Raw genomic sequence first — 14993 nt, 5'->3', positions numbered from 1 at the left:
ATCGCCCCCTTATTTTGTAAATTTATTTATGGTATCCATAAGTTCTTTTATCATCTCTTCAGTTTTTTCACTATCATCATGTTTGATACTTTCTGCTACACATCCTTTTATATGATTTTCCAAAATAATTGTACCCACTCTATTTATAGCAGACCTTATAGCAGATATTTGAACTAATATATCAACACAATAACGTTCCTCTTCTACCATCTTTTGTATCCCTTTAACTTGACCCTCTATTCTTTTTAATCTTTTTATAAGAGCTTCTCGCTCATTGTTTGGTGCTAATTTTCTTTCTTCCATAAACTCACCTCATACTCTTATGATGTTCTATACAATTATGATTTACTTACCAATTTGCTTAAAATATAATACAGTTATTACTATTATAAATGCTAAAATTGATATTGCTATAGACCTGCTCTGATGCTTAGTTTGCTCCATACTTAATTTACCATTCATCTTAAACCCTGCTAATGGAAATAAAAATATAACTAATGCGTCAATTCCAAGTACAATTTGGGCTGCAATAGTCCATTTGCTCAAAAAGCAAAATATTCCACCTACACCTAAAAGAACCTCCAATATATTTATAAACTTATAAGTAGGTTTTTTTATTATATATTCTTCAATTTTTTCCTTACATTCTGTACGGCATGGATATATATTGGTATTGTCATCGTATTTTATAGCCAATTTATTATTTGGTGACTTTATATCCCTATTACAGTAAAGACATTTTTTCATTTTATGTTCTCCTCATAGTATTTCTCTTAAGAAATTTTATCTAAATTATTATATGTTTCAATACTATTATACCAAATAGATACAAAAAACAAAAATAAAAGGACTCATTTTAGCTATTTCTTTTATATTACTACTTAATTTATAATAATAATTAGATAAAATTATTTATATTTAAATTATCTCATCATATTAATATGCAATTTTGGTATTAAGCATCGGATTTTAAGTATTTATATATTAATAATATCTACAATAATAACTTCTAAAGTTAGGTTATCAAAATATAAATCATTATTAAAATCTACATTTCATAACAATAAAGAGACTGTCATTAATATTAAGACAGTCTCTTTATTGTTTATTATCTATAAGTTTAGATAACTGGTGTATCAGATAGGTAATCATTACTTACATAACCATATCCACTATTGTATTTTATTTTTACCCATCCAGTAGCAAACATTTCTACAGTTTCTACCTTACTTCCATATGGAAGTTGTCCTATTTTTTCATCTTCCGTACTTGGTCCTTTTCTAACATTTAGACCATCTTTTTCTTTTACATATTTTATCTTAACATTCTCACTGCTGTTATTAGGTTTATTACTTGTTAGATAAGATCCACTGACATATCCAATATCGTCATTGTATTTTATCTTAACCCATCCCGTTTTTAGTACTTCTAAAACTTCTACTTCATCACCATTGTTTAGATAACCCACTACAGAAGCTTCTATTGTAGCATCACTTCTTACATTTACTTTATCTGTATTAGCTACATACATTACTTTCTTACCAGTACTACTCCCTTGTAAATCTTTTAGTTCTGCAAATGCATTTTCATTTCCACCACTACCAACTTGAGTTATAGCAGTCGCCTTTTTATTTGTAAATATACTCTTTTGAGTTGCACTCAATTTATCTCCTACTATAAGTACTGGAGAATTTTCTTTTGATGCCAATACACCTACTGCTAGAGCATCTATAAGTTGATTTTGTTTTTTCATTCCATCTTTAGCTACAAATACATTATCTAAGTCATTTGATGTATAAAATTTTTCTATTACCTTTCCATTTGTTTCATTTCTATCTGCTCCACCTATTCTTTCTGAATTTGGTAGACTTTGTTTTATTTTATCTGATACAGCATTAGTAGAGCCTATTATGTATGACTTACTTATATTTTTAGAAGCTATAAAATCCTTAAAACTAGACACTCCAGATGCATCAGAAACCGGAAGTATAACCATACCATTAGTAGCAGCTACAGAAGCTATACTAACTGCATCTGCAAGACCTGTATATCCATTTATCACAGCTATTTCTGATATGTCTTTTAAACCTTCTATCTTTTTAGCTATGTTTAAAGCTGTCTGATGTCTGTCACTACCACCAATTCTATCAACTGTTAAGTTATTAGATTCTAGTTGTTTTTCTACATTATCTGATACAGAACCAGATAGTCCAATTATATAAACTTTTTTAACACCTAATCTTTCTAATTCTTTCTTTGTTTGTAAATTTAAATTATTTTTTTCTGTAAGTAGTATTGGAGCGTTCTTTAATTTAGCAAATGGTGTAACAGATAATGCATCTACAATAGATTCACTATTCACTATTACAGCTTCATTTGTGCTACTCCAACCCTCTTTACTTACTTCAATAGCTGTTTGATATCTATCTTTACCTATTAAAGTATTTTCTGTTGCCGTTCTACCCACTTCATTTGCATATGATATTGATGATAAGCTTAAAACTAGAGATAAACACAATACTGATGATATTGATTTTGTTGATTTCATATTAACTCCCCCTAAAATTATTATATCTACAATTTTTATTTACTCTAAATATTATATCACAATAATTTAGCCTATATCATCCATTCTAAAACATCAATAAAAGACAACTTTATTCTTCTCCAAAAGTTTGAAACTTATCTAAGCTTCCATATCTATTCATTAAAATATTCCATTCATGTTCATCATAAAACTCACAATTTCCACCACAATAGTGTTTTGCTACTTCAACAACAAATCTTCCTGCACTCTCTAAATCAGAATAATTACTTGCTCCAGTTGCACATCCAGCAACTGTTGTCTCAGTTGTTATAGCAACTCCTACTACAGGTGCTTTTGTAGCTACAGCAGGCTGAAGAATACTATTTATATGGTATAAACCATTTCCATATGGAGTTATATCTTGTATTGACACTGGAAATACGTAAGGAAGTCTTCCTGTAGTAGTCTGCATTATGTCTAATAAATCATTACTTGTTTTTAGAATATACCCTTCTTTTATTGTGGGAGATATAGCAAAACCTCTTGTATTTATAACTCTATTCCCTTTAGTTGTATCTATTGATAATATAGCATCACAGCTTAAATCAACTTCATTTTCATTCATAGTTCTCATATCAATTGGAGAATCCATAAATGGAACTGGTTTATGTTCTTTAGTAGGTGCATCTGGACATATGTGAGTTGAAACTATTACATCTCCATCAATAAAATCTCCCTTATTCTGCATGTCCAATAATTTTGCTCCTACTGCTATTGCTACTAAAGCTCCATCAGCGTCAGAAACCATACCCATCATTTCTGGTCTTGCTCCAATTCCTCCTAGTCTTCCTAAAACACCTAATGTCTTAGCTGTTCCTCCTGATGATTTTCCATTTTTTCCTGGTATTGTAAGCTTTACTAAGTCAGTAGACCCTTTTTCTGTACCTAAAGTTTTTACTAATATATTCTTCCCACCATAGCTTTCCAAATATTTTTTTACACATTCTCCATCTACTTCTGCGCTATCAATAATATCATAAACTTCCAAAACTTGTTTTAACATCATATTTGCTCACCATCCAATTTTATTTCTTTTATTTATAGTTTTTGTTTAAATATTTTTACTTTTATTTTTATAAATATTACAGCATTTTTTTATTTTATCTATATTCTTATAAACTTTTTCTTATTATATTTAATATCTTATTTATTTTTTTATTTTTATAAACTTTTTCCTAAGTATTTGTTTTATTTATAGTTTTATAGGTATTATATTGCTCATTAAATTTAATTAATTTTAATTCTTCAATCAATCAAATTACTACATATCCTAATTAACTCCAATTATTTTTTTATTTAATATATCTTCTATATCTTTTAATAATTCTTCTTGTGTCATTGTTATTGAAAGTTTTAAATTTTCTTTAGAAGTTTTTATTAAAACTATCTCTTGCCCTTCTCTGATTTCTGCTGATGTAACAGGCATGCCTGTGTTTTTATCAAAAGTCATAATTAAGTCTGGAAATGTTGCTATTCTATTATTCTCTTTTTCTATTGTCATATATTCATTCCAAAAAGTTACCTCATAACCATTTACAATCAATTTACCTACATCAAATCCACCTATAGTTTCTAACTCTAAAATTTCTATTGTTCCTTCTGAAACTACATCTCCATTCAAAAATTCGACAACGTTGTTTATTGCTTTATCTTTTGATATTTCTAAACCTAAGTAAAACTCTCTACCCAAATCTATTGCATGGCTTATACCTCCTATAGCAGCATTTTCTTTTACAACAGATGCTTTTACAGGATTTCTAGCTACAGCAACTAAACCTTCTGCTGCTACAGCACACTGTCTAACAAGTCCTGCTGTCTTATTTAAAGAACCCTCTACAAATCCCTCTATATGATTATCAAGTTCTGGATTTCCACCAGACACAGCTTGATAAGACTTATATGTTTTATCTCTATGTAATCCAAGGCTCCCCATCAGGCCTGTTGGATGGGCTCTACCATTGCAAGGTGCATCTATTAGTGGTATTTTAAGTACAGAAGACTGAAGCCATCCATTTATTGTTGCACATCCTCCATTTTCATTTGTAATAATACCTTGTATATCTAATCCTAGTTTATCAATAAATATCTTGACTGTATTTATATAATCATCATTATCAGCATACTTGAGTGGTGCTGCTGGAGCTCCTACTGCTGATACATTTAAGACAATTGCATCATCATGTAATTCATCTATACTTATTAGATTTGGAAATCCATGTTGTAAGGCATATTCCCCCATCTCTCTTCCACTTTCCTTTGCACCACCACCTCCTCCACCTAAAATTGTACCTCCTATTAAAGCATATTCTAATATTTCCTTAGTTAATTTCATATTAAATATCTCCTTTATTAGTTAGATTATGTAAATGTATTAGTAAATATTTACATAACTTTATGCCATATTATAGTTTATTATACAAGCTTTGTATTATAATGTATAATATATAATTAATTATCAAATTTATATAATTCAAGTTATATTAAAAGAGGTGTATTTTATATTATGGATTTATTGCATCTTAAGTATTTTCAAACTGTCGCTAGAATGGAACACATAACAAAAGCATCACAAAAACTAAATATAGCACAACCAGCTTTAAGTAAAACCATATCTTCTTTAGAAAAAGAACTTGGAGTTCAGTTGTTTGATAGAAAAGGAAGATATATTGTACTAAATGAGTATGGTAGATTATTTCTAAAAAGGGTGGATAGTATTTTAGATTTAGTAGAAATGTCAAAAAAAGAATTACAAGATATTTCCTTAGAAAACTCTGGTGAAGTAAAAATATTAGCTACAGCAGCTGCTAATGTATTACCGCCACTTTTGAGCAACTTTAGAAAACTATATCCTAATATTACCTTTAATGTTTCACATACTCTACCATCGTCTTATAAGAAAAGTGATTTTGATTTGTATATATCTTCTTCATTTACAAAATTAAACTCAGAAAATAATATAACATTAACCTGTGAGGAAATATTATTAGGAGTTTCAATAAACCACTCTCTATCTTTAAAAGATGAGGTTTATCTAAATGAAGTTTCAGATGAAAATTTTATAGTTATAACTAAAGGTGAGAATTACAGAGAAATAATAGATATATTATGTGAATCAGCTAATTTCAAGCCCAAAATAGCCTTTGAATCCGATTCTCCATATACAATCTATGCTCTTATAAAATCACTTCAAGGAGTTGGATTTATATGTGGAAAATCATGGGGCTTATCTCGAGACCCTGAAATTAAACTATTACATATAAAAGATATTGAATTTAAAAGATATTTAAATCTTTCATGGTTTAGTGAGAATTATGCATCTAAAGCAGTCTTATTATTCAAAGACTTTCTTATAAACTATTTCAAAAACCTTTAAACCAAAGCTGGTATTATTAAAGAGGATATATCAAACAGAGTTAATAACTTTATCTTTAGCGTTTGACATATCCTCCTATTTTATTTTTTATCAAAATTGTACCTTAACATATAATGTAAAATTATATATTGTAACTATTTTTTCTGTCTTTTAAGTATGGAATATCGTTCCTATATTTTTCTATTTCATCTAGGTCAATCTCTGCTAATATATATTTTTCTCTATATGTATCTAATTGACTTATTATAGTTCCTCTAGGATTGCATATTTTACTCTTTCCAAACAGTATCAAATTAGGGTCATTACTTACTAAATTTACTCCTACTGTATACACAGTATTTTCTAAAGCTCTTTGAGATACGTTTAAATCCCACATATCTTCATCTTGTATTCTCCATGCAGAAGGTATAAATATTATTTCAGAGCCTTTTAATGTCAACTCTCTAGCCACTTCTGGGAATCCTGCATCATAGCATATCATTACACCAAATTTACCAAAATCAGCATCATATACATCTACTTTTTCCCCTGCTTTAAAGTATACTGCTTCTAATGACCATAGGTGATTTTTACAGTATTCTCCCATCATATTACCTTGTCTATCGAATATAACAGCTGAGTTGAAAACATGTGTAGAGTCCTTTTCTAAAGTTCCATATGGAGATATTAGGTATACATTATTTCTTTTAGCTGCTTCTGACATTGATTCTTCTATGTATTTGTTATGTTCTCTTATTAGGTCTAATGTTTTAATTCCACCTAAATATTCTAAGTTATATCCTGTAGCAAATAATTCTGGCAAACAAATAATATCTGCACCTTGATTTCCCAAATCATCTATCATCTCTACTGCTTTTTCTATATTTTTTTTAACATCTCCAAGTACACTATGCTGTTGAATTATACCTATTTTCACTTTACGACTCATACAAATTCCCCCTTTATTTATCCTTACTTCCAAAACATTTCATTAGTATATAATAAAGAATCATACTTACTACAATTCCATTTATTGGTGGTATTAAGAAACTTATTTTTGAAGTATAATATGATGCTGCAAAACCAATTAACCAACTTATTACTGCAATCCAATTTATTCCTTCTCTGTGTTTATAAGTTCTTCCTTGTATAAAATAATATTCACACCACATAATTCCTGCTATAGCTGGAACTGCTATTCCTAAGAAAGATAAGAACGATTGGAATTTGAATATTATACCAGTAGCTGCTATTGTTGTACCTATTAGACCTGCAACTAAAGTTAATACATTTCTCTTTACATTTGGAAAAATAGTTTTTAGTGCCAATCCACCAGAATAGGCATTTGATACATTGGTTGACCAAGATGCAAGTATTAAAATAACAAATGCTATCCATCCAAATCCTAAATTAGCCAATACTTCTGTTATATCCCAAGTAGGAGCACCCATAGACATTACACCTGCTGCAACTTGTTGGAACAATGAAATAATACCTAATCCTAAAAAACCAATTATCCAAATATCTTTTACTCCCCTTGTATATCTTAATTGGTCAGGTGATATAATCGCACCGACTATGATAAGACCAACAACCATATTTAATCCTTCAACCATGCTCATTGTTGTTTGAGGAGTGTAATTGTAGATAGCTTCAACTCCATAAGTAGAAAAAGCTTTAAAAACTCCCCAAGCCATTAATATTATAAGTGGTGGTATAACTAAGTAATTAAACTTAGCCATTGCCTTAAAACCATACAAAGCGAAAACTACCATTAATAATCCAAGTATAACTGTGACTAGAGTTAAGTTTACACTTGGAAATATTTTTTGTACTGATAATCCCGCAACTCCTGCTTGTACACCAAACCAACCAAAGCTAGTTATTCCAAGCAATAGAGATATTAGATATTTTCCACCTATCTCTCCAAATGCCCCCTTAGCTAATACATATGTATTTAACCCTTCTTTACAACCAATATAACCTTGTATCATAATAATTGCGACTAATATTAAGTTCCCTATAATTGATGTAATAATCATATTGGAAAGAGTCATTCCTAAAATTAAGGTTCCTCCAACCATTAATTCTGATATGGCTATATTAGAGCCAAGCATATTAAATAATGGAGCTAACCATCCAACTCTTTCCTCTTTTGGAACTGGATTTAAAACTAATTCTTCTCTCTCTTGCAAGATTATCCCTCCCTTTCTTTGTAAAAGAATCTTTTCTACTTTTTTCTACATTTTTTTCACCCTTGATAGTTTTTTTTCTTTCTATAATTATAATTCTACTCTACAAAAAAGTATAATATATAGTTTATTATCAATTTGATATAATTTAAGTTATAGATAGATAAATAGTCTAAAATTATTATTTAAATTTAGACTATTCACACATATTTTAAATTTATTTCAGTTTTATTAGAATTATACTTATTTTATTAAAATTTTATAGTGTGTAATTTATTCCCAAATATTTTTTATGAGGCTTATAAATACTTCAATTTTCACCTATTCTAACTTATTTTTAGTGAATTTATTACAACTTTACTAATCAAATTTAGTCTAAATTTTCTGATTATTATTATAAAAATAGTTTTTAAAACAAAATTTACTTAAAAACGAATTCATGATAAAATTTTAAAATACAGTATTTTTATTATATTGAATATGAATACAAAGGAGGATGTGTAAGATTATGGCTAGAAGACCAAAGATAAAGATAACTTTAATGGATAAAAAAGAAAAAGGTGCTTGCCACTATAGGCATAAAATTGGTGATTTATTTGAACTTAGTATTTACTTTTTATTCAAAAGGGGAATCGCCTATTTTTTAGTACGCCCCCCCTTTATATATTTCAATTGTAGAAAAGATTATCAAAAATCATATTCATAATTTTACTTATACTACCCCAATTGCAGCTAATATTATACAAATAATCATAACTGAAATTAATATCGTAGTTGTCTTGACTTTTTTTCCTAATAACCAATACATAATTCCAAATATCATAGCTGGAAGCATACATGGCATTATTTGGTCTAAGTAAGTTTGAATAGGCTCTGCCCATTCTCCACTCCCTACATTAACACTAAGTTTTAGTATTACATTAGAGGCGGTCATCCCTCCAATTACCATAAGTCCTAGCATTGATGCTGCTTCCATAACTTTTGAGACTATATTTGAACCACTTACATCTTTAAAAAATTGAGTTCCATACTTAAATCCTTTATCTAAACATATATAACGAATAATAAAGTGAGGAATATTTATTATTAGAAGGAATAAAATTGGACCCATTATATTCCCCTGAGAAGCTAAAGCTATACCAACTCCAGCTGCTATAAGCTTTAATGTTCCCCAGAAAAATGAATCTCCTATTCCAGAAACTGGACCCATTAAACTTGACTTAACAGCATTTATACTCTTTGCATCAAATTCTTCATTTTTTGCATTTTCTTCTTCCATAGCTCCAGATATACCAACTAAAAGAGTACTTATATGAGGTGTAACTGACATAAATTCAAGATGTCTTTTTAAAGCTTGAGATTTTTTTTCTTTATCATTTTTATATAATCTACGGATTATTGGTGCCATCGTATATGCATATGCTATGTTTTGCATACGTTCGTAGTTCCAAGATGAATCTAATGTTAAAGACCTTCTAAAACATTTCCAAAAGTCTTTTCTTGTTATTTTGCTATCTGGCGAAATTGTTTCTAATTTCTTAGAATTCGTTGTCATCTACTACTACCTCCTTTTCTCCTAAAAAGTTAACATATATTAAAGCTACTGCTAATCCAAATAATGCAACTCCTGTTACTGTTATTTTTAAATAAGCAACCATTATAAAACCTAATAATAAGAATGCTATCGTTTTCTTATTAAGCATCATTCTAGCTAACATGGCAAAACCTATTGCTGGTATCACGCCTGCTGCAACATCCATACCATGAATTACATATGATGGTATAAATGAAAGTATTTTTTCTATTACTGGAACACCTAATGAGAATCCTGTACCTACTATTATTGCTAGTATTAATTTATTGCCTATACCAAATAATAATTGTATACGTTCTACGCCTTCAATGTTACCATCTTCTGCATAACGGTCAGCAAGATGAGCTCCCCATGTAAGTACTACTGTCATTAAGAAGTTGTCTATAAGTAATACTAAAGTTGCTATAGGAACTGCAAGTACAACTGCTGCTGATACATCTTGACCAGTTAATATTACAAATGCTGTAGCAATAATAGAACCAGATACAAAGTCAGGAGGATTACTTGCTCCAACTGGGAATGCACCCATAAATACTAGTTCTAATGTTGACCCTATTATTATACCTGTACGTAAATCTCCTAGTGCTAAACCAACAAGTGGTGCAACAACTATAGGTCTATTATGCATTGTAGAACCTACAAAACAATGCATATATGCAAAGAATGCAATTAGAGTTATTAGAATAACTTGTGTAAATTCCATTTTTATCCCCCTAAAATTATATTAGTTTCATTACATTTGTAGCATCATCATCAGGAACTAATTGTACGAATACATTTACACCTTCTGAATCTAATTCTTTAATCATGTTTATATCATCCTTTGATACATGAACTGCTTTAGATATATTTTCACGATTATCATCTGATTTTGTTCCACCAAGGTTTATTGATTTAATAGATTTAACTTCTTTAGATAGTCTATAAACATCTTCTACAGATTCACAAAGTATCAAAAGATTGTATTTATCAGTTACACCTGAATTAAGTGCTTTTATAGAATCTGCGATACTTTTCATTACAAGTTTGACATTAGATGGCTTAGCCATTTTAAGCCCTGCCATTCTTAAATCATCCTTTAATAGTTCATCACTTGCTATTAATATACAATCTGTATTTAAAAACTTTGTCCATGTAAATGCTACTTGTCCATGTATAAGTCTGTGGTCTACCCTTACTAATTTAATCATTATAATTCCTCCCTAATTTTTTTTATTTCATCCATAAATGTTTTTACATGTTCTGCACTAACATCTCCAAAGTCTTGGTAATTATCTTTGAAGTAACTTCCTATTATTGCCATATCCCCTATCTCAAGCTGCTTTTTTGCATTTTCTAATGTAACTCCAGCTGCAATAACTAAAGGGAAATCTCCTACATTTTTGCGGAATAATTCTATTTTTTCCATTGATGTTTCTTGCCCTGTAGCATTTTCTGTAACTGCTATAGCATCACATCTTGTCATTCCTATCTTTAAATCTTCTTCAACAGTATTTTCTGATAAAACTGGTTGATACTTAAAACGTACCCCTCCAATTAAATAAGCTTGACATTTTGAGCGGTGTAATTTGAAAAATTCTTCTAAAGTAGCCTCATCTCTAGGTTTGACATGACCTACTACAGAGTCAACTTGTACATAGCTTGCATTATATCTTGTTGCTAGTTCAAATCCCATAGTATCAACATTTAAGCAATTTACTCCATATGGTATTGACAAATTAGATTTAGATACATATTCAAGTATTCTTTCTAAATCATAGTAATTGCCATAGTAATTTTCTAACATTATTCCATCTACACCATTTGCTTCTAAGATACTAATTTCTTTTTTAGCTCTTTCAAAAATATCATCTGAAGTATCTCCCTTTAGGTGTATCATTGCTATAATTGGCTTTTTGTTTTTAAAAACTGATAATATTCCCTTATTGTCCATAAACTAAAATACCTCTTCTTCTTCATTTATTTGTAATGTTACATTTTGTATTCCCATTCTAGATTCTTTTGCTAACTGTTCTGCATCTTCAGTTGTTAATTTATCAGAAAATCTTGTAAGAAGCTCTAATACCATATTTAAATTCATTCCTGAAAATAGCTTAACATTATGTAACTTAGTTAACCTTAACATAGCAGTACATACACTTGCTCCGTATAAATCAGATAAAATTATATATTCACATTCTTTATCTTCTACTATTGTTTTTTCTAACTCTAAAGCAAAATCTGAAGCGCTTTGTCCAGGATATAAACTGTATGAATTAACGCAATTTGCTAAATCTCCTACTATCATTTTTACTGAATCTAAAAGCCCTTTTGAAAAGTCTCCATGAGACGCTAATATTATTTTTCTCATATTTATTCCTCTCCTAAGTGTAAATTATATTTCTGCTGATACTGCATATTTATACTTATCACTTCTTATAAATTGTTCATTGTAATATAAAACATCATTATTCTCTGTATATACTAATTGTCTTACTTTTAATAATGCCATATTGCTTGCACATTTAAGGTGGTCAGAATATTCTTTGTTTGAGTGTTTTACTTCAAATATATTTTCCACACGATTAGGTAGTGTACTTATATTATTAGATATAACTTCCATTAAAGACTTATCTTCCAGCTCTTCTTTTAATAAAAACATGTAATCTATTCTAAAGTAATCAACTTCAAAAATAACAGGTACTTCATCTATTAATCGAAGTCTTTTAATACATATTATCTTCTCTTCTAGTTCAATATTTAAAGCTTCAGCCACCTGCTTATCAGCTTTTTTTATCAAAATAGAGATTATCTTAGTACTTGGTTTTGCATTAATACGATGACAAGAATTAGTAAAACTATTTCCTGCACATGTTGCTTCTATTCTCTCTGGAATAGTTACATAAGTTCCTTTTCCACGCTTTTTACATAATATATCTTCTTTTACAAGTTCATTAAGCGCATTTCTCACAGTTATACGACTTATATTAAACTCCTTACATAGGTCTACTTCAGATGGAAGTTTATCTCCTGGCTTATATATACCAGCTGCTATTTGTTTTTTTATGTTGTCATATAGTTGTTGGTACAAAGGAATAAATGAATTTACCTCTAAGTCCATTTCTTTTTTTTGCTTTTTTTCATCCATTTTACTCACCCCCTCATGTAGTATTTTTATAACATTATATAACAAGTTCTTTATTACATATTATAACAACTCGAAATCGTTGTCAATTTATTTTTAAATAATTTTTAATTTGGTAATTTTTTAATTTTTTTGTCTAATATAGTATTTTATTGTTTGTAGTATCAGGTAGGAATAGTTTGGATTATTAATCTAACAGAATTCTTTTTTAGAATTGTGTAAATAATAATTAATGTTACTTTTAATTGACAATTATTACTATTAAATAGTACAAAAAAAAGACGTCACCCTATTTTTAGTGCGACAGTCTTTTATATATTATTTCTTATTCATATATTATTCTTTATCTTTTATATCAACTTTTATACTTAATTCATCCAATTGCTCATCATCTGCTACTGTAGGAGCATTTGTCATAGGACAAACAGCATTTTGATTTTTAGGGAATGCAATAACTTCTCTTATATTTTCAGCTCCTGCAAGCAACATAACAAGTCTATCAAGCCCAAAAGCTAGACCAGCATGAGGAGGAGTTCCATATTTGAATGCTTCTAATAAGTAACCAAACTTCTCATTAGCTCTTTCTTCTGTAAACCCAAGTGCCTTAAACATTCTTGATTGAACATCTGAATTTGATATTCTAACACTTCCTCCACCTATTTCATATCCATTTAATACAATGTCATAAGCTTTAGCTCTTAAAGATGCTTTATCTCCATCTTCTAGTTTATCTAAATCTTCATCCATAGGTGATGTAAATGGGTGATGCATTGCTGCAAACTTACCTGTTTCTTCATCTTCTTCAAAAACAGGGAATTCAGTTACCCATAATAAATTATATACATTCTTATCTAGTATATTAAGTCTATTTGCCACTTCAAGTCTAACTTGTCCTAAAGCATCAAATACTACTGAGTTTTTATCAGCTACAAATAAAAGTAAATCTCCTGCTTCTGCATTCATTCTTGTAAGTATAGCATTCATTTCATCTTCGCTAAAGAATTTTGCTATTGGAGAAGTTACTCCATCTTGACCTACTTTCATCCAAGCAAGCCCTTTTGCTCTATATGTTTTAGCATGTTCTTCTAATGATGATATTTGTTTTCTAGTAAAATCGTCAGCTTTTCCTTTTACATTTATACCTCTAACGCTTTTTCCTGGTTGTGTAGCATCAGCAAACACCTTAAATCCACAATTACAAACGACATCAGATATATCTGTTAGTTCATAACCAAATCTAGTGTCTGGTTTGTCTGAACCATATCTAGCCATAGCTTCTGCATAAGTCATTTTAGGAAGTGGAAGTGTCAATTCTACATTTAAAACTTCTTTAAATATAACTTCAAGTAATCCTTCAATCATACTCATAACATCTTCTTGTTCAACAAAAGACATTTCACAGTCTATTTGTGTAAATTCTGGTTGTCTATCAGCTCTTAGGTCTTCATCTCTAAAACACTTAACAATTTGGAAATATCTATCCATACCACTTACCATTAATAATTGTTTGTATAATTGTGGTGATTGTGGTAATGCATAAAATTTACCTGGATTAACTCTACTTGGTACAAGATAATCCCTTGCTCCTTCTGGTGTTGGAGCAATTAAAAATGGTGTTTCTATTTCACAAAATCTATTATTTGATAAGTAATTTCTTGTAATATTCATTACTTTATGTCTTAACTTTAAATTTCTTTGCATAGATGATTTTCTCAAGTCTAAGTATCTATATTTTAGTCTTAGTGCTTCTGAAACATCATCATCATCTTTTATATAAATAGGTGGAGTTTCTGATTTATTTAAAAGTCTAAGTTCAGTTGCAAATATCTCTATGTCCCCAGTTGGCATGTTAGGGTTTTTAGACTGTCTTTCGCATACTTTTCCTTTTACTGCTATTACAAACTCAGCACCTAATTTTTCAGCTTTTTCAAAAGCTTCTTTATCTACATCTGTATCAAAAACTATTTGGCATAATCCACTTGTATCTCTTAAATCAACAAATACAAGTCCTCCTAAGTTTCTTTTTTTCTGTACCCATCCCATAAGTACAACTTCTTCATTTATGTTTTTTTCTCTCAACTCTCCACAGTAGTGAGTTCTCTTTAAACCCTTTAAAGTTTCCAAGATACTACCTCCATTTTATT

16 protein-coding genes are annotated in these 14993 nt (G+C 29.4%); 2 read left to right on the top strand and 14 right to left on the bottom strand.

The window, feature by feature from the left end:
• Positions 1 to 9: 9 nt before the first annotated feature.
• From JJC01_05750 to JJC01_05730, 5 genes are all read right to left on the bottom strand, one after another.
• Positions 10 to 303 carry a metal-sensitive transcriptional regulator gene (locus JJC01_05750; GenBank protein ID UDN59364.1) on the bottom strand — a complete coding sequence of 98 codons (294 nt, stop codon included), beginning with the start codon at positions 301 to 303 and terminating at the stop codon, positions 10 to 12.
• 42 nt (positions 304 to 345) lie between these two features.
• Positions 346 to 747: a hypothetical protein gene (locus JJC01_05745; GenBank protein ID UDN59363.1), complete on the bottom strand. Its 402-nt coding sequence runs from the start codon at positions 745 to 747 to the stop codon at positions 346 to 348.
• Positions 748 to 1120: 373 nt separating this feature from the next.
• Positions 1121 to 2548 carry a cell wall-binding repeat-containing protein gene (locus tag JJC01_05740; protein ID UDN59362.1) on the bottom strand — a complete coding sequence of 476 codons (1428 nt, stop codon included), beginning with the start codon at positions 2546 to 2548 and terminating at the stop codon, positions 1121 to 1123.
• 109 nt (positions 2549 to 2657) lie between these two features.
• Positions 2658 to 3593, bottom strand: a complete 936-nt coding sequence (locus JJC01_05735; GenBank protein ID UDN59361.1) for a DUF1177 domain-containing protein — start codon at positions 3591 to 3593, stop codon at positions 2658 to 2660.
• Between the two features lie 264 nt (positions 3594 to 3857).
• Complete coding sequence (locus JJC01_05730; GenBank protein ID UDN59360.1) at positions 3858 to 4919, bottom strand: DUF917 family protein; 1062 nt, start codon at positions 4917 to 4919, stop codon at positions 3858 to 3860.
• 171 nt (positions 4920 to 5090) lie between these two features.
• On the opposite strand from JJC01_05730, the gene JJC01_05725 reads away from it, so the two are divergent.
• The gene (locus tag JJC01_05725; protein UDN59359.1) at positions 5091 to 5960 is read left to right on the top strand and encodes a LysR family transcriptional regulator; all 870 of its coding nucleotides are present in this window, start codon (positions 5091 to 5093) and stop codon (positions 5958 to 5960) included.
• Positions 5961 to 6081: 121 nt separating this feature from the next.
• Here the strand turns inward: JJC01_05725 and JJC01_05720 are convergent, their stop codons facing one another.
• A complete protein-coding gene (locus JJC01_05720) occupies positions 6082 to 6888 on the bottom strand; it encodes a carbon-nitrogen hydrolase (GenBank protein ID UDN59358.1) in 807 nt (268 codons plus the stop codon).
• A 13-nt stretch (positions 6889 to 6901) separates the two neighbouring features.
• Positions 6902 to 8134, bottom strand: a complete 1233-nt coding sequence (locus JJC01_05715) for a cytosine permease (GenBank protein ID UDN59357.1) — start codon at positions 8132 to 8134, stop codon at positions 6902 to 6904.
• Positions 8135 to 8639: 505 nt separating this feature from the next.
• Here JJC01_05715 and JJC01_05710 point away from each other — a divergent pair.
• Entirely contained in the window at positions 8640 to 8837 is a 198-nt protein-coding gene (locus tag JJC01_05710; GenBank protein ID UDN59356.1) for a hypothetical protein, read from the top strand.
• Positions 8838 to 8843: 6 nt separating this feature from the next.
• Here JJC01_05710 and JJC01_05705 read toward each other — a convergent pair whose 3' ends face one another.
• The 7 genes from JJC01_05705 to aspS form a co-directional block, all read right to left on the bottom strand.
• A complete protein-coding gene (locus tag JJC01_05705; protein ID UDN59355.1) occupies positions 8844 to 9686 on the bottom strand; it encodes a PTS system mannose/fructose/sorbose family transporter subunit IID in 843 nt (280 codons plus the stop codon).
• On the bottom strand, positions 9670 to 10428 hold the full coding sequence (locus JJC01_05700; GenBank protein ID UDN59354.1) for a PTS sugar transporter subunit IIC: 759 nt from the start codon (positions 10426 to 10428) through the stop codon (positions 9670 to 9672). Before JJC01_05700 ends, JJC01_05705 begins: the two co-directional genes overlap by 17 nt.
• A 16-nt stretch (positions 10429 to 10444) precedes the next feature.
• The gene (locus tag JJC01_05695; GenBank protein UDN59353.1) at positions 10445 to 10915 is read right to left on the bottom strand and encodes a PTS sugar transporter subunit IIB; all 471 of its coding nucleotides are present in this window, start codon (positions 10913 to 10915) and stop codon (positions 10445 to 10447) included.
• Positions 10915 to 11658: a membrane biogenesis protein gene (locus tag JJC01_05690; GenBank protein UDN59352.1), complete on the bottom strand. Its 744-nt coding sequence runs from the start codon at positions 11656 to 11658 to the stop codon at positions 10915 to 10917. The genes JJC01_05695 and JJC01_05690 overlap by 1 nt, the downstream gene beginning before the upstream one ends.
• Before the next feature lie 3 nt (positions 11659 to 11661).
• The gene (locus tag JJC01_05685; GenBank protein UDN59351.1) at positions 11662 to 12075 is read right to left on the bottom strand and encodes a PTS mannose transporter subunit IIC; all 414 of its coding nucleotides are present in this window, start codon (positions 12073 to 12075) and stop codon (positions 11662 to 11664) included.
• 24 nt (positions 12076 to 12099) lie between these two features.
• Entirely contained in the window at positions 12100 to 12852 is a 753-nt protein-coding gene (locus tag JJC01_05680; GenBank protein UDN59350.1) for a GntR family transcriptional regulator, read from the bottom strand.
• A 333-nt stretch (positions 12853 to 13185) separates the two neighbouring features.
• Positions 13186 to 14973 carry an aspartate--tRNA ligase gene (aspS, locus tag JJC01_05675; protein ID UDN59349.1) on the bottom strand — a complete coding sequence of 596 codons (1788 nt, stop codon included), beginning with the start codon at positions 14971 to 14973 and terminating at the stop codon, positions 13186 to 13188.
• Positions 14974 to 14993: the final 20 nt, after the last annotated feature.

This window comes from Clostridioides sp. ES-S-0010-02, assembly GCA_020641055.1.
In the GTDB taxonomy this organism is placed as follows: Bacteria; Bacillota; Clostridia; order Peptostreptococcales; family Peptostreptococcaceae; genus Clostridioides.
Note: the sequence above shows the minus strand (reverse complement) of the source record. Positions and strands in the feature narration are given on the sequence as shown.